The organism is Rhizobium sp. AC44/96 (genome assembly GCF_001692185.1).
GTDB lineage: Bacteria > Pseudomonadota > Alphaproteobacteria > Rhizobiales > Rhizobiaceae > Rhizobium.
The window spans coordinates 1-22,917 of record NZ_LXKO01000003.1 but is presented as its reverse complement, the minus strand read 5'-3'; the positions used below and the strand labels follow the sequence as shown (position 1 = coordinate 22,917).

At 60.2% G+C, this 22,917-nt stretch carries 23 protein-coding genes; 12 read left to right on the top strand and 11 right to left on the bottom strand.

Annotated elements, in window-relative coordinates; translation table 11 throughout:
* Nucleotides 1-31: 31 nt before the first annotated feature.
* Nucleotides 32-3,496 carry a pyruvate carboxylase gene (gene pyc, locus A6U87_RS06880; protein WP_065690519.1) on the top strand — a complete coding sequence of 1,155 codons (3,465 nt, stop codon included), beginning with the start codon at nt 32-34 and terminating at the stop codon, nt 3,494-3,496.
* A 78-nt stretch (nt 3,497-3,574) separates the two neighbouring features.
* Complete coding sequence (locus A6U87_RS06875; protein ID WP_065690518.1) at nt 3,575-4,135, top strand: NADPH-dependent FMN reductase; 561 nt, start codon at nt 3,575-3,577, stop codon at nt 4,133-4,135.
* 24 nt (nt 4,136-4,159) lie between these two features.
* On the opposite strand, the gene A6U87_RS06870 is transcribed toward A6U87_RS06875, so the two are convergent.
* The 3 genes from A6U87_RS06870 to A6U87_RS06860 all read right to left on the bottom strand — a co-directional run bounded on the left by A6U87_RS06870 (nt 4,160) and on the right by A6U87_RS06860 (nt 6,477).
* Nucleotides 4,160-4,921 (bottom strand): amino acid ABC transporter ATP-binding protein, encoded by a 762-nt coding sequence (locus tag A6U87_RS06870; RefSeq protein WP_065690517.1) that lies wholly within the window; start codon nt 4,919-4,921, stop codon nt 4,160-4,162.
* Nucleotides 4,918-5,598: an amino acid ABC transporter permease gene (locus A6U87_RS06865; protein ID WP_065690516.1), complete on the bottom strand. Its 681-nt coding sequence runs from the start codon at nt 5,596-5,598 to the stop codon at nt 4,918-4,920. The genes A6U87_RS06870 and A6U87_RS06865 overlap by 4 nt, the downstream gene beginning before the upstream one ends.
* 105 nt (nt 5,599-5,703) lie before the next feature.
* Nucleotides 5,704-6,477 carry an amino acid ABC transporter substrate-binding protein gene (locus A6U87_RS06860; protein ID WP_065690515.1) on the bottom strand — a complete coding sequence of 258 codons (774 nt, stop codon included), beginning with the start codon at nt 6,475-6,477 and terminating at the stop codon, nt 5,704-5,706.
* A gap of 239 nt (nt 6,478-6,716) precedes the next feature.
* On the opposite strand from A6U87_RS06860, the gene A6U87_RS06855 reads away from it, so the two are divergent.
* From A6U87_RS06855 to ispG, 3 genes are all read left to right on the top strand, one after another.
* Entirely contained in the window at nt 6,717-7,499 is a 783-nt protein-coding gene (locus A6U87_RS06855; RefSeq protein ID WP_083199312.1) for a DeoR/GlpR family DNA-binding transcription regulator, read from the top strand.
* A gap of 57 nt (nt 7,500-7,556) precedes the next feature.
* The gene (locus A6U87_RS06850) at nt 7,557-8,750 is read left to right on the top strand and encodes an MFS transporter (protein WP_065690513.1); all 1,194 of its coding nucleotides are present in this window, start codon (nt 7,557-7,559) and stop codon (nt 8,748-8,750) included.
* A gap of 94 nt (nt 8,751-8,844) precedes the next feature.
* Nucleotides 8,845-10,098, top strand: coding sequence for a flavodoxin-dependent (E)-4-hydroxy-3-methylbut-2-enyl-diphosphate synthase (ispG, locus tag A6U87_RS06845; protein ID WP_065690512.1), 1,254 nt, complete (start codon nt 8,845-8,847; stop codon nt 10,096-10,098).
* 18 nt (nt 10,099-10,116) lie between these two features.
* On the opposite strand, the gene A6U87_RS06840 is transcribed toward ispG, so the two are convergent.
* Together A6U87_RS06840 and A6U87_RS06835 are read right to left on the bottom strand one after the other, a co-directional pair.
* Complete coding sequence (locus tag A6U87_RS06840) at nt 10,117-10,758, bottom strand: LysE family translocator (protein WP_065690511.1); 642 nt, start codon at nt 10,756-10,758, stop codon at nt 10,117-10,119.
* 104 nt (nt 10,759-10,862) lie between these two features.
* Nucleotides 10,863-11,777: a polyprenyl synthetase family protein gene (locus tag A6U87_RS06835; protein ID WP_065690510.1), complete on the bottom strand. Its 915-nt coding sequence runs from the start codon at nt 11,775-11,777 to the stop codon at nt 10,863-10,865.
* Between the two features lie 133 nt (nt 11,778-11,910).
* On the opposite strand from A6U87_RS06835, the gene mtgA reads away from it, so the two are divergent.
* The 4 genes from mtgA (at nt 11,911) to A6U87_RS06815 (ending at nt 14,359) form a co-directional block, all read left to right on the top strand.
* Complete coding sequence (gene mtgA / locus A6U87_RS06830; protein WP_198928680.1) at nt 11,911-12,657, top strand: monofunctional biosynthetic peptidoglycan transglycosylase; 747 nt, start codon at nt 11,911-11,913, stop codon at nt 12,655-12,657.
* Between the two features lie 160 nt (nt 12,658-12,817).
* Complete coding sequence (locus A6U87_RS06825) at nt 12,818-13,465, top strand: glutathione S-transferase family protein (protein ID WP_065690508.1); 648 nt, start codon at nt 12,818-12,820, stop codon at nt 13,463-13,465.
* A 156-nt stretch (nt 13,466-13,621) separates the two neighbouring features.
* Nucleotides 13,622-13,807 (top strand): 50S ribosomal protein L32, encoded by a 186-nt coding sequence (gene rpmF / locus A6U87_RS06820; protein ID WP_003543812.1) that lies wholly within the window; start codon nt 13,622-13,624, stop codon nt 13,805-13,807.
* 144 nt (nt 13,808-13,951) lie between these two features.
* Nucleotides 13,952-14,359 (top strand): hypothetical protein, encoded by a 408-nt coding sequence (locus A6U87_RS06815; protein WP_065690507.1) that lies wholly within the window; start codon nt 13,952-13,954, stop codon nt 14,357-14,359.
* 71 nt (nt 14,360-14,430) lie between these two features.
* Here A6U87_RS06815 and phaR read toward each other — a convergent pair whose 3' ends face one another.
* Entirely contained in the window at nt 14,431-15,003 is a 573-nt protein-coding gene (phaR, locus tag A6U87_RS06810; RefSeq protein WP_065690506.1) for a polyhydroxyalkanoate synthesis repressor PhaR, read from the bottom strand.
* A gap of 235 nt (nt 15,004-15,238) precedes the next feature.
* Here phaR and A6U87_RS06800 point away from each other — a divergent pair, with 235 nt between their 5' ends.
* Nucleotides 15,239-16,420 (top strand): acetyl-CoA C-acetyltransferase, encoded by a 1,182-nt coding sequence (locus A6U87_RS06800; RefSeq protein ID WP_065690504.1) that lies wholly within the window; start codon nt 15,239-15,241, stop codon nt 16,418-16,420.
* A gap of 65 nt (nt 16,421-16,485) precedes the next feature.
* Nucleotides 16,486-17,211: a beta-ketoacyl-ACP reductase gene (locus A6U87_RS06795; protein ID WP_065690503.1), complete on the top strand. Its 726-nt coding sequence runs from the start codon at nt 16,486-16,488 to the stop codon at nt 17,209-17,211.
* A gap of 68 nt (nt 17,212-17,279) precedes the next feature.
* On the opposite strand, the gene A6U87_RS06790 is transcribed toward A6U87_RS06795, so the two are convergent.
* Nucleotides 17,280-18,056: a class I SAM-dependent methyltransferase gene (locus A6U87_RS06790; RefSeq protein WP_065690502.1), complete on the bottom strand. Its 777-nt coding sequence runs from the start codon at nt 18,054-18,056 to the stop codon at nt 17,280-17,282.
* Between the two features lie 182 nt (nt 18,057-18,238).
* Here A6U87_RS06790 and A6U87_RS06785 point away from each other — a divergent pair, with 182 nt between their 5' ends.
* On the top strand, nt 18,239-19,162 hold the full coding sequence (locus A6U87_RS06785; protein ID WP_065690501.1) for a LysR family transcriptional regulator: 924 nt from the start codon (nt 18,239-18,241) through the stop codon (nt 19,160-19,162).
* 40 nt (nt 19,163-19,202) lie between these two features.
* On the opposite strand, the gene A6U87_RS30090 is transcribed toward A6U87_RS06785, so the two are convergent.
* The 4 genes from A6U87_RS30090 to A6U87_RS06770 all read right to left on the bottom strand — a co-directional run bounded on the left by A6U87_RS30090 (nt 19,203) and on the right by A6U87_RS06770 (nt 22,683).
* On the bottom strand, nt 19,203-19,355 hold the full coding sequence (locus A6U87_RS30090; RefSeq protein ID WP_198928679.1) for a hypothetical protein: 153 nt from the start codon (nt 19,353-19,355) through the stop codon (nt 19,203-19,205).
* Nucleotides 19,356-19,731: 376 nt separating this feature from the next.
* On the bottom strand, nt 19,732-20,883 hold the full coding sequence (nagA, locus tag A6U87_RS06780; protein WP_065690500.1) for an N-acetylglucosamine-6-phosphate deacetylase: 1,152 nt from the start codon (nt 20,881-20,883) through the stop codon (nt 19,732-19,734).
* Entirely contained in the window at nt 20,883-21,914 is a 1,032-nt protein-coding gene (locus A6U87_RS06775; protein WP_065690499.1) for an SIS domain-containing protein, read from the bottom strand. The genes nagA and A6U87_RS06775 overlap by 1 nt, the downstream gene beginning before the upstream one ends.
* Nucleotides 21,907-22,683: a GntR family transcriptional regulator gene (locus A6U87_RS06770; protein WP_065690498.1), complete on the bottom strand. Its 777-nt coding sequence runs from the start codon at nt 22,681-22,683 to the stop codon at nt 21,907-21,909. The genes A6U87_RS06775 and A6U87_RS06770 overlap by 8 nt, the downstream gene beginning before the upstream one ends.
* Nucleotides 22,684-22,917 lie beyond the last annotated feature (234 nt).

The following is a 22,917-nucleotide window of genomic DNA, read 5'->3' as shown; positions in this document are numbered from 1 at the left end:
TTGCCCGTTTCGATGCCGTGAGGAGACTGCATTGCCCATTTCCAAGATACTTGTCGCCAACCGTTCCGAGATTGCCATCCGCGTGTTCCGCGCAGCCAACGAGCTCGGAATAAAAACGGTCGCAATATGGGCGGAAGAGGACAAGCTGGCGCTGCACCGCTTCAAGGCAGACGAAAGCTATCAGGTCGGCCGCGGCCCGCATCTTGCCCGCGATCTGGGACCGATCGAAAGCTATCTGTCGATCGATGAGGTCATCCGTGTCGCCAAGCTTTCCGGCGCCGATGCCATCCATCCCGGTTACGGCCTGTTGTCCGAGAGCCCCGAATTCGTCGACGCCTGCGACAAGGCCGGCATCATCTTCATCGGCCCGAAGGCCGATACGATGCGCCAGCTCGGCAACAAGGTGGCGGCCCGCAATCTCGCCATCTCGGTCGGCGTTCCTGTCGTTCCGGCCACCGATCCGCTGCCCGACGATATGGCGGAAGTTGCCCGCATGGCCGACGAGATCGGCTATCCCGTCATGCTCAAGGCCTCCTGGGGCGGCGGCGGCCGCGGCATGCGCGCCATTCGCGATCCGAAGGATCTCGCCCGCGAAGTCACCGAAGCCAAGCGCGAGGCGATGGCCGCCTTCGGCAAGGACGAGGTTTATCTCGAAAAGCTCGTCGAGCGCGCCCGGCACGTCGAAAGCCAGATTCTCGGCGACACCCACGGCAATGTCGTGCATCTCTTCGAGCGCGACTGCTCGATCCAGCGCCGCAACCAGAAGGTCGTCGAGCGCGCGCCAGCTCCCTATCTCAGTGAAGCGCAGCGCCAGGAGTTGGCCGCCTATTCGCTGAAGATCGCGGCGGCCACTGGCTATGTCGGCGCCGGCACCGTCGAATATCTGATGGACGCCGATACCGGAAAATTCTACTTCATCGAAGTCAATCCGCGCATCCAGGTCGAGCACACGGTCACAGAAGTCGTCACCGGCATCGATATCGTCAAGGCGCAGATCCATATCCTCGACGGCTTCGCGATCGGCACCCCGGAATCGGGCGTTCCCGCACAGGCCGATATCAAGCTCAACGGCCATGCCTTGCAGTGCCGCATCACCACCGAGGATCCGGAGCACAACTTCATCCCGGATTACGGTCGCATCACCGCCTATCGTTCGGCGTCCGGCTTCGGCATTCGTCTCGATGGTGGCACGTCCTATTCGGGCGCGATCATCACGCGCTACTACGATCCGCTCTTGGTCAAGGTCACGGCCTGGGCGCCGAGCCCTTCGGAAGCGATTTCGCGCATGGACCGCGCACTGCGCGAATTCCGCATCCGCGGCGTCGCCACCAACCTGACCTTCCTGGAAGCGATCATCACGCATCCGAAGTTCAAGGATAACAGCTACACCACCCGCTTCATCGACACGACGCCGGAACTCTTCCAGCAGGTCAAGCGTCAGGACCGCGCGACGAAGCTCCTGACTTATCTGGCCGACGTCACCGTCAACGGCCACCCAGAGGCCAAGGACAGACCGCGCCCGACGGCGGATGCCGCCGAGCCCGTCGTGCCCTACACCAACGGCACGACGATCAAGGACGGCACCAAGCAGCTGCTCGACACGCTGGGCCCGAAGAAGTTCGGCGAATGGATGCGCAACGAAAAGCGCGTGCTGATGACCGACACGACGATGCGCGACGGCCATCAGTCGCTGCTGGCGACCCGCATGCGCACCTACGACATCGCCCGCATCGCCGGCACCTATGCGCATGCGCTGCCGAACCTGCTTTCGCTGGAATGCTGGGGCGGCGCCACCTTCGACGTTTCCATGCGCTTCCTGACGGAAGATCCGTGGGAGCGCCTGTCGCAGGTCCGCGAGGCAGCGCCCAACCTGCTTCTCCAGATGCTGCTGCGCGGCGCCAACGGCGTCGGCTACAAGAACTATCCTGACAATGTCGTCAAATACTTCGTTCGCCAGGCAGCGGCCGGCGGTATCGATCTCTTCCGCGTCTTCGACTGCCTGAACTGGGTCGAGAACATGCGCGTGTCGATGGATGCGGTCGCCGAAGAAAACAAGCTCTGCGAAGCGGCGATCTGCTATACCGGTGACATCCTGAACTCGGCGCGCCCGAAGTATGACCTGAAGTACTATACGGATCTCGCTGTCCAGCTCGAAAAGGCCGGCGCGCATATCATCGCGCTGAAGGACATGGCGGGCCTGTTGAAGCCGGCCGCCGCCAAGGTGCTGTTCAAGGCGCTGCGCGAGGCGACCAGCCTGCCGATCCACTTCCACACGCATGACACCTCGGGCATTGCGGCCGCGACCGTTCTCGCAGCCGTCGACGCCGGCGTCGATGCCGTCGATGCGGCCATGGATGCGCTGTCGGGCAATACGTCCCAGCCGTGCCTCGGCTCGATCGTGGAAGCGCTGCGTGGTTCCGAGCGCGATCCGGGTCTCGATCCGGAATGGATCCGCCGCATCTCCTTTTACTGGGAAGCGGTGCGCCACCAGTACGCGGCCTTCGAAAGCGATCTCAAGGGACCGGCCTCGGAAGTCTACCTGCACGAAATGCCGGGTGGCCAGTTCACCAATCTCAAGGAACAGGCCCGCTCGCTCGGCCTCGAGACCCGCTGGCACCAGGTGGCACAGGCCTATGCCGACGCCAACCAGATGTTCGGCGATATCGTCAAGGTGACGCCGTCCTCCAAGGTGGTCGGCGACATGGCGCTGATGATGGTCTCCCAGGATCTGACGGTTGAGGATGTTGTTAATCCGGCCAAGGACGTGTCCTTCCCCGAATCCGTCGTCTCGATGCTGAAGGGCGATCTCGGTCAGCCGCCGTCTGGCTGGCCGGCAGCGCTGCAGAAGAAGGCGCTGAAGGGCGACGCCCCCTATACGGTGCGTCCGGGCTCGCTGCTCGAAGACGCCGATCTCGATGCGGAGCGCAAGACGATCGAAACCAAGCTGGAGCGCGAGGTCAACGACTTCGAGTTTGCCTCCTACCTGATGTATCCGAAGGTCTTCACCGACTTCGCGCTGGCATCCGACACCTATGGCCCGGTCTCGGTTCTGCCGACGCCTGCCTATTTCTACGGTCTTGGCGACGGCGAGGAGCTGTTTGCCGATATCGAGAAGGGCAAGACGCTCGTCATCGTCAACCAGGCGATGAGCGGCACCGACAGCCAGGGGATGGTCACGGTGTTCTTCGAGCTCAACGGCCAGCCGCGCCGCATCAAGGTTCCGGATCGCGCCCATGGTGCAACCGGCGCCGCCGCCCGCCGCAAGGCGGAGCCGGGCAATGCCGCCCATGTCGGCGCGCCGATGCCTGGCGTCATCTCCCGCGCCTTCGTCTCGGCCGGCCAGACGGTCAGCGCCGGCGACGTGTTGGTGTCGATCGAAGCCATGAAGATGGAAACGGCGATCCACGCCGAGAAGGACGGCACGATTGCCGAAGTTCTCGTCAAGGCCGGCGACCAGATCGACGCCAAGGATCTGCTCGTCACCTACGCAGGCTGATTGATCATTTGATATTGGAGGGGCGGCTGAGAGGCCGCCCTTTTTCCGTTTGTGTCTTTAATTGGAGAAAGAGTGGATATGAGTAAGCTAAAGATTGCCGTTATCGTTGGAAGCACGCGCATCGGTCGTTTCGCCGATCATCCCGCAAAGTGGATTGCCGAGATTGCTGCGAGCCGTCCTGAGCTTGAGGTCGAAGTCCTCGATCTGCTGGACTACCCGATGTCTTTTCTCGGTGAGGCAAGCGCCACCGAAGCTGAAAACGAAACAGCCGAACGCTGGAAGAAGAAGCTGCGCGAGTTCGACGGCTATGTCTTCACCGCTGCCGAGTACAATCATGCTCCGACCGCCGTTCTCAAGAACGCGATCGATCTGGGCGAGTTCATCCACAAGCCGGTTGCCTTCGTCGGTTACGGCGGTGTTGGCGGCGCCCGCGCGGTCGAGCAGTTGCGGCTGATCTTCGTGGAAATGAGCGCTGTGTCGGTGAAGACCGGCATTCATATCTCGTTCCCGGAATATCTTTCCATCCTCAAGGATGGCAAGGCCCTCAACGACTATGCCCACCTCGTCGAAGCCGCAAAGAACCAGCTCGATCAATTGATCTGGTGGGGCAGTGCCCTGAAGGCCGCGCGTTCGGCGTAAACCGAAGACTACCGCCGCCCACCCTTATATGTCGTAGGTGTGGGCGGCGTTGATCGTCGAGATGAAGCGCTTGGTCCGCTCGCGCTCCGGCGCGGTAAAGATGCTCCTAGCGCTGCCGGTCTCGACCACACTTCCTGCCTCGAGGAAGACGACATCATTGGCGATCTTCGAGGCGAGTCTCAGGTCGTGGGTTGCCATCACCATGGTCGTTCCCTCGCCGGCCAGACGGCCAAGCACATCCACGACTTCGGCGGAGAGTTCAGGATCGAGCGCCGATGTCGGCTCGTCGCAAAGCAGCACGCGCGGTGATGGAGCAAGGGCGCGGGCGATTGCCACGCGCTGTTGCTGCCCTCCGGAAAGCGTTGACGGCCAGGCATCAGCCTTGTGAGCCATGCCGACCTTGGTCAGCAGTTCCATCGCGCGGTCGTGAGCCTTCTGCTTCGGCCACTTCAGCACCGTAACGAGGCTCTCCATGACGTTCTCAATGGCGGTCTGGTGCGGAAACAGCTGAAAGTTCTGAAACACCATCCCGGTCTGTCGGCGGATCTTCTGGATTGCCTGCCAGCTCGTCTTTTGACCCGGCTTGAAGGTCAGCCTTTCTTCGCCAAGCTGGATCGTGCCGGCGGTCGGGATTTCAAGCAGGTTGATGCAACGCAACAGCGTGCTCTTGCCGCCACCCGATGGACCGACGAGGGCGGTGACGCTGCCTTCCGGAATACGGATGCTGATATCCTTCAGGATGACGGCGTCGCCGAAACGCTTTTCGATGTGGGATAGCTCGATCATGCGTTGGCCTCCAACATGCCGCCATAGCGGGCGAAGCGGCGCTCCAGCCGCACCTGCAGGGCCGATAGGACCGAGCTCAGAGCCAGATAGATCAGAGCAGCCTCGATATAGAGAATGAGAGGCTCGTAGGTTGTCGCGACGATCCGCTGCGCGGCCTGAAACAGCTCCGGCACGGTGATCGCGGCGGCAAGCGACGTGTCCTTGACCAGCGAAATGAAGGTATTAGACAGCGGCGGCACAGCGACGCGCCCCGCCTGAGGCAGGATGGTGCGGCTCATCGCCTGGCGCCAGCTCATGCCGATCGAATAGGCGGCTTCCCACTGACCCTTGGGCACCGAGGAGATGACGGCACGTATGATCTCGGAGCTGTAGGCGCCGATGTTGAGCGTAAAGCCGATGAGGGCGGCGGGGAAAGCATCAAGCAGGATGCCGATGCTGGGCAAGCCGTAGAAAATGACGAAGAGCTGGACCAGAAGCGGCGTGCCGCGAATGACCCAGACGTAAAAACGCGCGATTGCCACGATGGGCGCCGCACCGAACAGGCGCGATATGGCTGTGATCAGGCCCAGAATGAGACCGAAGGTGAATGACAGCAATGTCAGCGGAATGGTGAAGATCAACCCGGCCCACAGAAGGGGCACAAGCGAATCCGCCATCAATTGAAGCCAGTGCGGCACGGGCGCGTTCCTCAAAGAAAGAGGCGTCCAGCGAGATTTCGCTGAACGCTTTCAAAGGCACATATAGAGGATGTAGAGGCGGCGGGAAACTCCGCCAATGACGCGTTACTTCGAGACGTCCTGGCCGAAGTACTTGTCGGAGATCTTCTTGTAGGTACCGTCAGCCTTGATCTCGGTCAGCGCCTTGTTGATCGCCTCGAGAAGTTCCGGCTCGCCCTTGCGGATGATAATGCCGGAGTAATCAGCGTTTTCTTCCTGGGCAACGATCTTTACCGGCGCGTCCGGCTTGTGCTTCTTGAAGTCGAGGAAGGAGAGGCTGTCGTTGATGGTGGCATCGGCGCGCTTCGTCAGCACCAGCTGGATCGACTGATCAAAGCCATCCGTACCGACAAGTTCAGCGCCGGACTTTTCCGCCAGCTTGCCGAAGTTGCTGGTCAGCGACTGCGCCGACTTCTTGCCCTTGAGGTCGGCGAAGGTCTTGATGCTGTCGTCGCCTTCGCGAACGATGAGCACAGCCTTCGATGCGATGTAGGGCTCGGAGAAGTCGTACTTCTGCTTTCGCGCGTCGGTGATGCCGACCTGATTGATCACGGTATCGTAGCGTTTTGCGTCGATGCCGGCGATCAGGCCATCCCACTTGCCTTCCACGAATTCGGCCTTGACCCCGAGTTTGGCGGCAACGGCTTCACCAATCTCGACGTCGAAGCCGACCAGCTTGCCGCTGTCGTCATGATAGGTGAATGGCGCATAGGTCCCTTCGGTGCCGATCTTCAGAACGCCTGCGGACTTGATGGCGGAGAGGTTTTCGCCAGCGAGCGCCGGCATCAGGACTGCGGCCTGGATCAATGCGGCGGTGGCGAGGGTCTTCAGGAGGTTCATTTTTCTATCCAATTCACCAGGTGTGTCGATGGGTGGAAAATCGCAGAAAAGCGCATGCCGGGATGCGTAGAAAACTGCAGAAAAAATCGGCAGTTGCGAATATTTTTCTCATTTATCACGAATCTGGCGTGCCGTGTTTCACATTGTGAAGTAAGCGATGATCGCGCCCACTTGTTTGCGTGTTCGTATCGGTTTATGCGTGTTTTTACCGATTTACCCTTGATGTGACGAAAACCGGCATGAACATGAACGAACTTCTTCTGCAGGAGCGGCAAAGCGCGATCTCGCGCAAGCTGCAAACCCACGGTCGGGTCTTGGCGGCCGAGCTTGCGGCGGAGTTCGGCGTTTCTGAAGATACCGTTCGTCGCGATCTGCGCGAAATGGCAGCCGCGGGTCTGTGCGAGCGTGTCTATGGCGGTGCTCTTCCGATCTCGCCCGCGGGCGGCAGTCTCAATCATCGAGCCGGCATCGCGCGGGATCGCAAGCAGTCCCTGGCCGCCGCCGCCGTATCGCAAATCGTGCCTGGATCGACGGTGTTTTTCGATGCGGGGAGCACGAACCTTGCCATTGCGACCGCGTTGCCCATCGATATGACACTGACAGCCGTAACGAATGCACCGGCAATTGCGGCAGCGCTGATCGAGAAGGCGGCCGTCCAAGTGATCCTGATCGGCGGTCTTATTGATTGGCAGGTTGGCGGTGCGATCGGCGCGAAAGCAATGCGCGATATGGAGTCCCTGTCGCCGGATCTTTGCATTCTCGGTGCTTGCGGCATTGATCTCGCCGCCGGCGTGACCGTCTTCGGATTCGAGGATGCCGAGTTCAAGCGCTTCGCCGCATCGCGTAGCAGACACGTTCTTGTTGCCGCAACGTCCGACAAATTCGGCACGACTGCGCCTCATGGTGTGGTTGCGGCGTCGCAATGCCAATGCCTCGTGGTCGAGCGCGATACCGATGGGGCCATGCTGGCGCAGTATCGTGATCTTGGCTGCAAGACGATCGTCGCCGACCCGGCGGCATAAACATCATTCAATCCGGCGCATGTGGGAGTGCAGCGCCAAGGCATATTGGGAAGAGACATGGATAATCATGTGAAGACAACACCGGTCGCCAAGAGCGGCTTCCTAACCAAGAACAGGGTGGCTGTGTCGCTGCTCTTTCTGATGAACGGCTTCATGGTCGGTTGCTGGGCGCCGAAAATTCCTGAATTCGCAGAGCGGCTGCAACTGAGCAAGTTTCAGCTGGGCTTGATGATTCTGGTCTTCGGTGTCGGATCTCTGACGCTTATGCCGATTGCAGGGACGCAGATCGCTCGCTTCGGGTCGCGACGTGTTGTTCAGGTCGCGGCGCTCGGCCTGTTGCCGAGCCTCCTGACGCTGACGCTGTCGCCAAACATCCCAACGGCGGTGATCTCGATCTTCCTCTTCGGTGGCTTCATGGGCGCGATGGACGTGGCGATGAACGCGAACGCCGTTGCCGTCGAGCAATCCATGCGGCGAGCGATCATGTCCTCATGCCATGCCTTCTGGAGTCTGGGCGGACTGATCGGCGCGGGCCTCGGTGGCTTGCTGATTGCCAAGGCCGGTGTCCTCGTGCATGCGCAGTTCGCCACCCTACTTGCCGCGATCGTCATCGGCATCGCGTGGCGCATCATTCTTGTCGACCAGCCTCATCCCGACACGAAAAAGGAAAAGACGCGGCTGCCGATGGTGCCGTTGCCATGGCTTCTCGGTCTCATGGCATTGTTTTCCATGATTCCCGAAGGCGCGGTGCTGGATTGGGGTGCGCTTTACCTGCGCCAGGAGCTCGGTGCATCCGTTGCTCTCTCCGGCTTCGGCTTCGCGGCGTTCTCGCTGACCATGGCAACGATGCGTTTCGGCGGCGATCTCGTTCGCGATCGGTTGGGCGGGGTCAAGACATTGCGGATCTGCACCTTGTTTGCGATATCCGGCATGCTGCTTGCAGCCTTCGCGCCAAATGCGGAAATTGCCATCATCGGCTTTGCGCTGTGCGGTATCGGCATTTCGAACATGGTGCCGATCGCGTTCTCCGCTGCGGGCAACATTCCGCACCTGAAGGCGGGTATAGGTCTCTCCGTCGTTACCACAATGGGCTATTCCGGCATGCTGGTGGCACCGTCGGCTATCGGCTTTGTCGCTGAGCACATTGGCTTCAGCGTGGTGTTCATGGTGCTGCCGATGCTTCTGATCATCGTGCTGCTGCTCTCCAATCTGGCGCGCTATGCAGATGGCATTTCCGGTGGCGGCCACTAGCGCCGCTGCCAAACAAAGTGAAGGGCTGGGCGGTTGACAAGCGGGCAGGCATGATCCACCTGAAAGGCACGAAATAAGCGTTCAAGAGCTCTTCATGTCTTCTGCCACCGATTTTGATCCCAAACCGCGCCGCGCGTCCGTGGCCGTCGATGTCGGCGGTGTCATCGTGGGTGGTGGTGCGCCGGTCGTCGTCCAGTCCATGACCAACACCGACACGGCTGATATCGACGCGACGGTCGCCCAGGTGGCTGCGCTGTTCAAGGCCGGGTCGGAACTCGTCCGTATCACGGTCGATCGCGATGAAAGTGCGGCTGCGGTGCCGAGGATTCGTGATCGGCTGTTGCGCCTCGGCATGGATGTGCCGTTGGTCGGCGACTTCCACTATATCGGCCACAAGTTGCTTGCCGATCATCCTGATTGCGCCGAAGCGCTGGCGAAGTATCGTATCAATCCGGGGAATGTCGGTTTCAAGGACAAGAAGGACAAGCAGTTCGGCGACATCATCGAGATGGCAATCCGCTACGACAAGCCGGTGCGCATCGGAGTGAACTGGGGTTCGCTCGATCAGGAGTTGCTTACCGCGCTGATGGATCAGAATTCGGCAGCCGGCTCACCATTGTCCGCGCGTCAGGTCACGCGCGAAGCGATTGTCCAGTCGGCCCTGATTTCGGCTATGCTGGCGGAAGAGATCGGCCTGCCGCGCAATCGCATTATTCTCTCGGCCAAGGTCAGCCAGGTACAGGACCTCATCGCCGTCTATTCCATGCTGTCCGAACGTTCGGACCACGCCCTGCATCTCGGCCTGACCGAGGCGGGCATGGGAACCAAGGGCATCGTCGCCTCGTCTGCTGCCATGGGATATGTCCTGCAGCACGGCATTGGTGACACGATCCGTGTGTCGCTGACACCGGAGCCAAATGGCGACCGCACGCGCGAAGTGCAGGTGGCACAGGAAATCCTGCAGGTCATGGGCTTCCGCCAATTCATTCCCGTCGTGGCTGCTTGTCCCGGCTGCGGCCGCACGACCTCCACGGTCTTCCAGGAATTGGCGCAGAATATCCAGAACGACCTGCGCAAGAACATGCCGGTCTGGCGCGACAAGTATCCAGGCGTCGAAGCGCTCAACGTTGCGGTCATGGGCTGCATCGTAAACGGCCCCGGCGAGAGCAAGCATGCCGATATCGGCATTTCGCTGCCCGGTACGGGCGAGAGCCCGGCGGCTCCCGTGTACATCGATGGCCAGAAGGCGATGACGCTGCGCGGCCCCAATATCGCCGGCGATTTTGAAGCGCTGGTTGCCGATTACATCGAAAAGCGGTTTGGCCGGAACAGGACGGCGGCGGAGTAATCCGCGCCGCCCTCGACCTCAGATGCGGCTTGTCAGGAGCTTCAGGCCCGCAAAGCAATAGAAGGCGGCCATGGCGCCTTCTATCCAGCGGCGAATGCTCCTGTAAACCTTGAGGGCGTGCGGCGTCGAAAACAGCAGCGCATAGCCCATGAAGACTGTGAAGCCCGTTGCCATACAGACGCCGATAATCAGCGCGGCGACGGATGGCGGAGCGCCCTGCGGCATGCCGAGCGCGATGATCGCCAGCCACGCGAATATCGCTTTCGGATTGGTCACGTGAATGCCGTAGCCACGCAGCAGCAGTGCGCGCGTCGACAGGGTCGTCTTCTGTTCGATGGCCTGAGGCAGGTCGCCGTTGGACCGCACAGCCTTGAAGGTCTTGTAGGCAAGATAAAGCAGATAGATGCCGCCGAAGACCTTGAGGATCTCCAATGCGATCGCGTAGGTCTGCAGGATCGTTGCCAGGCCGAGAGCGGCTGCGCATGCCCAGGTAAATGAGCCGGCGAAGATACCCACCGAGATGGTCATGCCCGCCCTTCGGCCATGCGTCATCGATGTCGATACGATTGCCATGATCGCGGGGCCCGGGCTGATGACGGCGATCAGATAGGCGATGTAGGCGGGAACGATCTGCGGCAGGTAGCTGAGGGTGTCGTGCATTGTCGTCTCTTCTTCCGTCGGCAAAGATGAACGCACGACGTCGAAATTCAGCTTATGCTCGGGTTTGTCCGCTTGCTGCTTGAATATTGTCGCGGTGACGCTTTTTAGCTGCTGCGCTCGGCAATGAACCGCGCAGCATCCTTAAGCACGGTGGCTCGTTCACCAAACGGGGCCAAGAGGGTTTCAGCCTGGTGCACGTGCTCCGCGAGCGCTTTCTCGGCCCAGCTCATGCCATGAAGACCGACCAGCGTTCCCTTGCCGCGAGCGGCGTCCTTGCCCGTTGCCTTGCCCATTGTGGCCGCGTCGGCGGTCAGGTCGAGCATGTCGTCGGCGAGCTGGAAGGCCAGGCCGATCCTCTCGCCGAAGTGACGCAACCTCGTCCGATCCTCGGCAGACGCGCCGGCTACAATCGCTCCGGCTTCGCAAGCAAAGCGGATCAGGGCTCCGGTTTTCATCGCCTGCAGTGTGACGATGCCTTGTTCGTCAGGGGTCTGCTTCTCCGCAGCGAGGTCCAAGGCCTGTCCGCCTGCCATTCCGCCGATACCAGCCGCCCGTGCCAGCGCTAGGATGAGGGCGATCTTGCTCACCTCGGGCAGCGCGGTTTCGGCGGATGCAATGATATCGAAGGCATAGGTCAGCAGACTATCCCCGGCAAGAATTGCCGTTGCCTCATCAAAGGCGATGTGGGTCGTCGGCTTGCCGCGGCGCAGCTTGTCGTCATCCATGGCCGGCAGGTCGTCGTGGACCAGCGAATAGCAATGTACGCATTCGAGAGCCGCGCCAACTCTCAGGGCGGCCTGACGGTTGCCGTTGAGCATTGCAGCCGTTTCGACGACAAGGAACGGTCGCAGGCGCTTGCCGCCGTTCAGAGCGGCGTAGTGCATCGCTGCGCGCAGCCGTTCCGGGCGTGCGATTTCGTCATCCACTACGTCTGTCGAGAGCAATGCATCGAGAAGGGCCTCGATTTCACGAGCGCCTCCGGCCAGACGATCTTCGAATGTTTTGAAATGTGCGTCCATGGGGCGCTCTTTGGCATGAGCGACCTTTGGCTTGCAACGGAATTGTCGATGGAGCGGCCAAGATTCCCTTTGTCGCTGGTCATGCCCGTTCGCAGGCGATATGGAGAAGGAGGGAACAAACTGGGTCGGGGAATTGGACGTAACACCTGAGAGAGAGGAAAGCATGGCTGTGCCCTTTCATAGGCACGTGATGCTTTGGCTGACGGATCGCCCGATCATGATGCGCGTCATTCTGGCGATTCTTGCACTTCTCATTCTGCCGTATGTGCTGATCTTCCTCTATGTCATCCCCTTTATTCATCCGGTCTCGACGCTGATGCTGCGTGATCTCCTGCTCCTGCGTGGATACGACAGGCAGTGGGTATCCATCGACAAGATTTCTCCTGTCCTGGTGCAGTCCGTGATGATGTCGGAAGACGGACAGTACTGTTTTCATGGTGGCGTTGACTGGGGCGAGATGCGGATGCTTCTCACGGATACGCTCGGAGGCAAGTCCACGCGCGGCGGCAGCACGATCCCCATGCAGACCGCAAAGAACCTGTTCTTGTGGAACAGCCGTTCCTTCGTGCGCAAGGCCATGGAATTGCCGCTGGCTGTTGCTTCCGACTTCGTCTGGTCGAAACGCCGGCTGATGGAAATCTACCTGAACATCGCCGAATGGGGTCCCGGCATCTACGGGATCGAAGCTGCGGCGCGCTATCATTTCAAGGTGCCGGCCTCGAAGCTCACAAGCCGACAGGCGGCGCTGCTGGCGGTTTCTCTGCCTAACCCGATCGATCGCAATGCCGGCAAGCCGGGCAGGGGGCTCCGCAGGCTGGCTGCCGTGATCGAAAGACGGGCACGCAATTCCGGCGAATACATCAGATGCATTTATGATTGACATCAAAACATGTCGTTGGCGGTGAGTGGCGGGATCGGGCATTCGTTCTGCCGATAGCGCCTGGGCGTCCGGTAAGCCGGATCCGGCGTACATGTGGTAGAATGCGGCCGCTGGCTTCCCATTGGGATCACGCTTGCCGCCAGCAAAACGGAGAGGGTCGTTGGACAAGCTCACGCTCTATATCGGCAACAAGAATTACTCCTCGTGGTCCCTGCGCCCATGGATCGCCATGACGGCGGCGGGCATTCCGTTTCAGGAGATTGTGGTTCCTTTTGATTTCGCGGCGGGCAACGCGCATTTCAGGCAGTTTTCGCCTACCGGCCAGGTGCCGGTCCTGCATCATGGAAGCCTTCGTGTCTGGCAGTCGTTGGCGATCATCGAATATGTCGCCGAGCTCTTTCCCGAGGCAGGACTCTGGCCGAAGGAACGGGACAAGCGCGCCGTCGCAAGAGCAGTCTCCATGGAGATGCTGGCCGGTTTCGGCGCTCTTCGCAACGCTTGCCCGATGAACATCCGGCGCCCAAAGGGCAAGATAGCCCTTGCCGATGGCGTCATGGGCGATGTCGCCCGGATCGAGACGATTTGGCGAGACCTGCGGGCGCATTCCGGCGGACCGTTTCTGTTCGGCTCCTTCTCCGCTGCCGATGCGATGTTCGCGCCGGTCGTCAACCGCTTCGACACGTACGAGCTGGTGACTGCCGGCGATACGCTGAGCTACATCTCCGCTGTCAAGGCGCATCCTGCCTGGAAAGCGTGGGAAGATGCCGCGGGCGCAGAACCGTGGATCGTGCCGGAGGATGAGGTTTGACCGCGGAATCGCCCGATTCTCAAAAAATAACTGTGGGGACTGGTCAAGCCCCTTCAAGGCATGTATAAGCGCGCAAAATTTCCGAAATCGCGATACGTCGTTTCGGCCGCCAGTCTGGCCGTTGGATATGTTCGCCCGTGAAGTGGAGTAAGAGAAATGGCTGTACCGAAGAGAAAAACGAGCCCGTCCAAGCGCGGTATGCGCCGCTCTGCTGACGCGCTGAAGGCTCCGACCTATGTTGAAGACAAGAACTCCGGCGAACTGCGCCGCCCGCACCATATCGATCTGAAGACCGGTATGTATCGCGGCCGTCAGGTTCTTACGCCGAAGGAAAGCGCATAATATTTTATGCGTTCTGCCTCAGCAGGCTTCAAGAGGTCGGCCCAGTGCCGGCCTTTTTGCTTTTCAGCGACAATATATTCTTTGCTATCTTGAAGTGATGTGGCGGTTTGCGGCACTATTCTTCATCGAGGGAGAATATGCCGTATGCTCAAAGCTGTTCCGCTGATGATTATTCCTTTCATTCTCTATAATCTGGCGATGTTTGGATTGATGGGCAGTGGCGGTCTTCCGTCGTTGCAGAACGATGTGATCGTCCTTTCGATGATTTCAGGCGCGATGTGGAGCATGTCGCTCGGCGATCTTTTCATCGTCATCGCGCTCGCCGTGCTGTTCTTCGAGATATTGAAGGCGACCCGCAATGCCGGCGGCAACCTGGCAAATCATATGCTGTCGATGCTGGTGTTCATCGCTTTCCTGGTCGAGTTCCTACTCGTTCAGGATGCCGCGACACAGGTCTTTTTCATCTTGCTGACAATTGCGCTGATCAATGTCATCGGCGGCTTTGCCGTATCGATCCGCAGTGCCGGGCGCGACGTTTCAATCGGGCTTTAGAAAACCCGCTCGGTGCATGCCTTCTGATTTATGTCAGAAGTCATGCGAAACCGGCGATCGTTGCGTTTGACTTAGAGGCTGTCGAGCTTGCTTTGAAGCGCGCGCAGCTGCTCTTTCAGTTCATCGATGTCTTTTGCTTCGGCCTTGCGGCTTTCCTTGGCCGGCGGCGTCATGAATGGCGAAAACATCTGCATCGCCTGCTGGAACATCTCAGTGTTTCGGCGAACCTGGTCCTCGACCATCTGTATCGGCAGTTGCAGGTTCTTGCTGAGCGGCGTTTCGCCGAAGGCACGGGTCACCTGCTCGCGCATCTGCGTCTGCTGTTCGGTGAACGCGCGCATCGAATGTTCGAGAAAGCTCGGAACGACCATCTGCATCTGGTCGCCGTAATAGGTGATCAGCTGGCGCAGAAATGAAATCGGCAGCAGCGTGTTTCCTGTCTTGGATTCCTGTTCGAAAATAATCTGCGTCAATACGGAGTGCGTGATGTCATCGCCGCTCTTGGCGTCCTGGACCGTAAAATCCTCCCCCTTCTTGACCATCTCCGCCAGGTCTTCCAGCGTCACGTATGTGCTGGTGCCCGTGTTATATAGGCGGCGATTAGCATATTTCTTGATTACGATCTGACCCTCAGTCTTCGCCATATTACTCTCCCGAAGCCCGTCTGTTTGTTATGGAAGCTCCTCCACTTGGAAGTGTAGACGCAAAAGAAGGCCGGTGACAATCTCTTTGTGCGATGCGGCAAGCCCTTTTGCGACAGGCATAATTTGGCGGAATGTAAGCGACTCCAAAAATAGCAGATAGATTATTGTCGTTTGACTTGGCATCGAAGCTTTGTCAGTTTCACTCATATGCGTGAGGCGCAAAGAGGAGACCGACATGTCCAATTCTTCCATCGTCATCGCCAGCGCCGGCCGTACCGCGGTTGGCTCATTCAACGGTGCATTTGCAACCGTTCCCGCTCATGAACTGGGCGCAGCGGTCGTCAAAGGTGTACTGGAACGCGCGAACGTCGATGCGTCGGAAGTCGACGAGGTCATCCTCGGTCAGGTTCTGCCAGCGGGCGAGGGCCAAAATCCGGCTCGACAGGCTGCCATGAAGGCCGGTGTTCCCAAGGAAGCTACCGCCTGGGGCGTCAATCAGCTCTGCGGCTCGGGCCTGCGCGCGGTGGCGCTCGGCATGCAGCAGATCGCGCTCGGCGATGCAAAGATCATTGTCGCGGGCGGACAGGAATCCATGTCGATGGCTCCACATGCGGCGCATCTGCGCGGCGGCGTCAAGATGGGCGATATGAAGATGATCGACACGATGATCAAGGACGGGCTCACGGACGCTTTCTACGGCTACCACATGGGCGTCACGGCGGAGAATATCGCCCGCCAATGGCAACTGTCGCGCGAAGAGCAGGACCAGTTTGCCGTCGCTTCGCAGAACAAGGCGGAGGCGGCGCAGAAGGCCGGCCGGTTCAACGACGAGATCATTCCCTATATCATCCAGGGTCGGAAGGGCGACGTCACGGTCAATGCCGACGAGTATATTCGCCATGGTGCCACGCTCGATGCCATGACGAAGCTCCGTCCCGCCTTCGACAAGGAAGGCACGGTGACCGCGGCCAATGCGTCTGGTCTCAATGACGGCGCCGCAGCGGCCGTGCTGATGACCGAAGCGGAAGCAGCGCGGCGCGGTATCCAGCCGCTCGCGCGTATCGTCTCCTGGGCGACAGCGGGCGTTGATCCGCAGGTGATGGGCACGGGTCCGATTCCAGCCTCGCGGAAGGCTCTGGAGAAAGCAGGATGGTCGGTCGGCGATCTCGATCTGGTCGAGGCGAACGAGGCGTTCGCTGCTCAGGCCTGCGCCGTCAACAAGGATCTTGGTTGGAACACTGACATCGTCAATGTCAACGGCGGCGCAATCGCGATCGGACATCCGATCGGTGCGTCGGGCGCACGCGTCCTCAATACGCTTCTGTTCGAAATGAAGCGCCGCGGCGCCAAGAAGGGGTTGGCTACCCTCTGCATCGGCGGCGGCATGGGCGTTGCGATGTGCTTCGAGGCACTTTGAATAACATGTGAGTGCATTGTGATCGGAACCGCGCAGCATAGCGCGGTCTTACAGGGGAGCGGAACATGAGCAGAGTGGCTGTCGTCACTGGGGGTACCCGCGGCATTGGCGCGGCGATTTCCGTGGCTTTGAAAAATGCCGGTTACACAGTTGCCGCCAACTACGCGGGCAACGACGAGAAAGCCAAGGCTTTCCATGACGCCACCGGCGTCCCGGTTTTCAAGTGGGATGTGTCCGACTACGCCGCTTGCGGCGAGGGGATTGCCAAGATCGAAGCCGAGCTTGGGCCAGTCGAGGTGCTGGTCAACAATGCCGGCATCACCCGGGATGCCATGTTCCACAAGATGACTCCCCAGCAATGGCACGAGGTCGTCAATACGAACCTGACCGGCCTGTTCAACATGACGCATCAGGTATGGGTCGGTATGCGCGAGCGCAGTTTCGGGCGTATCGTCAACATATCGTCGATCAATGGCCAGAAAGGCCAGATGGGACAGGCGAACTACTCCGCCGCCAAGGCAGGTGACCTCGGATTTACCAAGGCCCTTGCCCAGGAAGGGGCCGCGAAGAACATCACGGTGAACGCGATTTGCCCCGGCTACATCGGCACCGAGATGGTTCTGGCCGTTCCCGAAAAGGTCCTCAACGAAAGGATCATCCCGCAAATTCCCGTGGGACGTCTCGGTGAACCTGAAGAGGTTGCGCGGTGCGTGGTTTTCCTCGCGTCGGATGATGCAGGGTTCATCACCGGGTCGACGCTGACCGCCAACGGCGGGCAGCTTTTCGTCTAGGCTCCGGGCTTTCGGAACCGGAGCATCGGTTTGAGAAACGCTCTCGCTGCTTCTCGCGATGGTGTATCTTATGCGCTTGCAATAATGAGGCGCAGCGAGCCCTCGAAGAAGGGCTGGGTGCGCAAGTGCCCATGTTGCTTGTCCCAGGTGCCGTCGTTCAGGTCGCGGCTGAGCTCAGCGACGAAACGCTCGGCGATCGACCCATCGACAAAACTCCAGGCGGAATTCGCCAGGCGAGCGCCTGGATCGAGGAGCCGTTCGGGACGGCCATAGTACCCTTCGCCAAAGCCATCGGTGCACTGTAGCGGGATTGGCACCTTTTTGACTTCGACCGTGCCGCCCAGCAGGTCGGCGATCGATGCCATCGAAGGATAGCGGCTCGCCTCGACCGCGATCATCTCTGGCGCATAGATCTGTAGCCAGCAGCGATAAAGCTCATCGGGATCGCAGCTCAAGATGACGACGGGCCCACGCGTGACCCGGCGCATTTCGGCAAGCCCTGCTGCCAAATCCGACCACTGATGCACGGTGAATGTTGCCATGCTGGCGTCGAAACTGTTGTCGGCGAATGGAAGCTTTTCCGCGGTCGCATCGATTGCAATGGGAAGATGGGCCGGCCTTTGCGCGCGCATGGACGCCGAGGGTTCGACCGCCGTGACGGTCCGGTCGATCGGTTCATAGGATCCGGCGCCGGCACCGACGTTTAGAACGGTGTCGGCGTCACCCAGTGCATTTCTGATGAAATCGGCGATATGCGGGTCGGGCTGGCGATAGTTTGTGTAGTTGGAGCCGATGACGCCGTAGTTCGCATCGCCGGCGCTTCCGTCCTTGTGCCTCATGTTCATATGAAGTCCTTTGCTTGCTGGTTGACCGATCCGGCAAAGCTCCGCCATCCCTCGAAATCGCATTGATTCCGAAAATGATTGTGCGCCTGGCGCCGATGCTTTGCTCTGTTGGCGGTAGAAAACATCATGCAGCGCAAAGAGAAAACCGATATGATCGAACAGACAATGTTCGGAAAACTCACATGGCCAGGCGAATTCCCTCACTCAACGCGTTGCGAGCCTTCGAGGCCGCAGGTCGACACGGGCGCATGACGCTGGCAGCTGAGGAGCTGAACGTGACCCATAGTGCGGTCAGCCGGCAGATCCAGCATCTGGAGGACGTGCTCGGTGCCCCGCTGTTCGAGGGGCCGAAGAACAGGCTGCGACTGACAGATGCGGGAAGGACGCTTCTCACTGGTCTGGTGGCAGCTTTCGACCAGATCGATCTGTCGGTGCGGGCCGTGGCCGATACCGAAGATGGGCCGCTTGATGTCTCCTGCCCGGGCACTTTCACCATGCGTTGGCTTATACCGAGGCTCTATCGTTTCCAGGCGGAGTATCCGAATATTGATGTCCGTCTGACTGCATCGTCACGGCCGGTCGATTTTTCGCGAGACGGGTTCGATGTTGCGATCCGCGTTGGCGCAGCCCCTTGGCCAGAGGGGGCCGAGGTGATCGGGCTATTCCCGGAGCAGACCGGACCGGTCCTTTCTCCTCTGCTGGGAGATGTCGTCTCCAGTCGCTTCGGCGGGATGCCGCTTCTTCATACGCGAACACGTCTGCGTGCCTGGGACGATTGGCTCGCTCGGTCGGGCATTGCCGTCGATGGCGGTGCACGCGTGGAGTACGAGCATTTCTATTTCATGCTGGAAGCAGCGGGTGCAGGGCTTGGCGTCTGTGTTGCGCCATGGCCCTATGTTACCGACGACATCCGGAACGGGAGATTGGTGGCGCCGCTCGGCTTCATCGAAAGCGGTCACGAGTATGTCGCTTTGCGGCGCGCGCGGCGCAATAGGAAGTCGACTCTGTTCTGTGACTGGTTGCGCCAGGAAGCTAATGCCTTTTCGGCCTCTCACCCCGCGAAGACTGCAAAGGGGGCGGGCACCCGACCATCTCAAGCGCAATAGCAAACTAGACTCTGCGCGATATCGGCCTGAAAATAGCAGGTTACCGGATGGATGCCGTGTGATTTTCGTCGCGGCTGTCGGCCTGATGCGAGTAGCCGCTGGACGGCGTGCGAACCTCATACGGATGCAGGGAGGCTGCGTAAGCTGCGAGCGCGATCGTCAGGAATGCCGCCGCGCCAATTATTCTCGTCATTGTTGCCTCCCCTGTGCTGGTGACCGCATTCGTCGTTCAGGTCGGTGTCGATATTTGGGCCGATTTGAGGAAAGATTGAGTTGTTACGTCCTCTGTGGATGACGTCTCGTTTTTGCCTTCACCGGCACCCTTTGAAGCGCGGTGTTTTCGCCGCGCAGGGCAGCGATTGCCGTCGTAACGAATGCAGTGGTGGTCAATATTGCCACTGCCGAATTGAGGATGATCTGTGTCATGGGAGCAGTCCCTTTCCATAGCCAGGCGAGGTGTGTTTCGCCGTCGCTGTTCATGGATGGAATATGCGCCCGTCGCGGGTCGTTCGATAGATTGGCGTTTCGCAACCGACTGTCAGCGTGGTGTTGACAATCGGTCGCGTCCGTCAATTCGGCTTGCCGCTGATCCAGGTCTTGGTGACCTGAATACCGTCCGTGAGATGCACCAAGTCGGCGCGCAGTCCAGGTGACAGGCGGCCGCGATCCTGCAGTCGCAGGAACCTTGCCGGATAGAGTGTTGCCATGCGCAACGCCTCGGCCAGGCTCAGATCGAGATAGGTGATGCCGTATCGGATGGTCGATGCCATATCCACGTCCGAACCGGCGAGCGTCCCGTCGGCAAGCACTAGCTTGGAGCAGAAGCCGCCCTTCTCGCGCCGCACCACGCGGCCGTTGAGCATGAAGGTGTCGCTTTCCGATCCGACCAGCGACATGGCGTCGGTTACGAAGAAGAGCTTGCCCTCGCCGCGCTTTGCACGAAGTGCGACGCGCAAAGCCTTTGGATCGACATGGTGGCCATCCGCAATAATACCGCACCAGACGGCCGGGTGATCGATTGCAGCTCCTGCCAGACCCGGAGCGCGGTGACCAATCTGGCTCATTGCATTGAAAAGATGCGTAACGCCGCGCGCACCGGCATCGAACCTAGCCTCGGCTTGCTCGCTGGAGCAGTCGGAGTGGCCAATGCTGATGGTGACGCCGGCTTCACTGAGCTCGCGTACCTGCCGTGCTGTGACTTGCTCGGCTGCCATCGTCACCAACAGCGTACCGATCGATTGCCTGGCTGCGACCAGGGCTTTGACATCGTTGTCGTCAACGGGACGCATCAGCTTGGCGAGATGGGCCCCCTTGCGCGCGGGCGCAAGGTGCGGTCCCTCGAGGTGCAGCCCGGCAACGCCGCGATTGGCCTTCGCGGCTTCCTTCGCAGCCTCGATGGCCGCAGCCGTTGCATCGCTGGTGTCCGTGATCAGGGTTGGCAGAAGCGATGTCGTTCCGTAGGGCCGGTGGCCGTCAGCGATGATGTACATCGATGCCGTCGACGGTTCGTCATTGAGCATCCGGCCGCCGCCGCCGTTGACTTGGGCATCGATGAAGCCGGGCGCAAGGATGCCGCCATCCAGCAGGACGGTCTCGCCCTCTGGCAGGTCTGCTTTCGCAGAAATCGCCTCGACGAGACCATTGGCGACAAGAAGCGCCTTGTCGTCGTGGAAGCGCTCCCCGTCAAAGATGCGAGCGCCGACGTAGATCTTGCGCGCCATCAGATCGTCTCCGTCACCTTGAGCAGGTTCGCGGGCTTGTCAGGATCGAAGCCTTTGCGGCGGGTTACCGATTCGATCATGCGATAGTAGACCAACAGGGAAACAAGGGGATCGAGCAGCCCATTACCGGTGGTCGGCACCTGCAGATTGATGCCCGCCTGCGGCTTGGTCGAGAAGGGAACGGTCGTCGCGCCAAGCCTCTGCAGGCGTTCCAGCGCCTGGACGTTGTTGTCGTAGGCCGGATCATCCGGCGTGAAGGCGAGGATCGGGAAGCCGGGTTGCACGAGGCGCATCGGGCCATGCATCAATTCGGCAAGCGAAAAGGCTTCCGCATGCAGTCCGGCCGTTTCCTTGGCCTTGAGCGCGGCTTCGAGCGCGATGGCGAAAGCCGGGCCGCGGCCAGCCGTGTAGAGCGACGTTGCGTTGAAAAGGACATCCTCGGCCGCGCTTGTGTCGATGCCGCTGGTTCCAGCGAGTGCTTCAGGAAGCTTGTCCAGCGCCGTGTGGAGATCGCGCTTGGCGCCGATTGCAGCCGTGACACCGGACAGCGCTGCAACGGATGCGATGAAGGATTTTGTCGCGGCAACGCTTCTTTCCGCGCCGGCATTGAGCCCGACGACGATGTCGGCCTTCTGGGCGAGCGGGCTGTCGGTCACGTTGACCACAGCGATGGTTGTAGCGCCGCCGCGCTTGGCGGCTTCCTGCAGTGCCACGATGTCAGGGCTGGCGCCGGATTGCGAAACGGTGAAATGGATGCCGCCCTTGAGGTGCAGCGGTGCGCCGTAGACCGAGGCGATCGACGGGCCGACGGAGGCGACCGGTACGCCGCAGGTGATCTCGAACAGATACTTGAAGAACGTCGCTGCATGGTCCGATGACCCGCGGGCAGCCGTGGTTACGACGCTCGGCGCCGAGGACGAGAACAGCTTGGCGATCTCTTCGAAAACCGGCTTTTCCTTCTGCAGAAGCGTTGCCACCACCTCCGGCGACTGACCTGCTTCCTGCAACATCAGCGATTGGGCTTCACTCATAGTCGTCTCCAATTCTCAGTTCTGCGACAAAATCATACGCATCGCCACGATAGTGCGAGCGGGTGTATTCAACGACACGCTGGTCATCCAGACGCGAGATGCGTTCAATCAAAAGTGCAGGTGCGCCCGGCTTGACCTCCAGGGCGGTGGCCGAAGACGGATCGAGCGTTACCGCGCTCAGCCGCTGGACGGCGCGAACCGGCCGATGGCCCTTGGCTGCCAGTGCGTCATAAAGCGAGCCTTCGCCGGCTGCCTCTTCACTCAGAAACTTGACGGGGACAACCGACCGCTCGATGGCAAGTGGCAGCCCGTCGGCAAAGCGCAAGCGGTCGAGGCGAAGCACAGGCTCATCGAGCTGCAGCCCAAGAAGAAAGGCTTCATCGGGCGACGGTGCGCTGACGCCGCGCGACAGGATCTTCGCGGCCGGCACCCGCCCGCGTGAGCGCATGTCTGCGGAGAAGGAGTTGAGCCGCCAAAGCGACTGCTCCATTCGCTCGACCTTGTTGGACACGAATGTGCCACTGCCGTGTTTCGAGTCGAGCGTGCCGGCATTGAGAAGATCGCGGTAGGCGGCGCGAACCGTGACGCGACCCACCTCCAGCGCCTCGGAAAGATCGCGTTCGCTTGGAAGCGCGGCGCCCGGTTTCAACAACCCTTCCTGAATCAGTCCCGTCAGCGCCTGCGCGAGCCGCTTGTAGAGCGGGCCGGCAACGGTCTCGCCACGAAGGCCACGGCTGTTGAGTTCCGCTATCAGACTGGTTCTATCCATGGGCCAAACAATAGAACCTATTTGGAACCAATTACAAGGTGCAAAGCAATAGAGCGGGATTGTTTTAGGCGGAGTCGGGAAGTGGATTCCCTTTCTGGTGCAAATCAGATTCACCATTCTGGCCGGTGAAGGAGTCCGGCCTGGATGGCGAGACCTTTTTCAGATGATCTTCGTGAGCGAGTTGTTTGCGCGGTGACGCGCGAAGGGCTGTCGTGCCGCGCCGCGGCAAAGCGT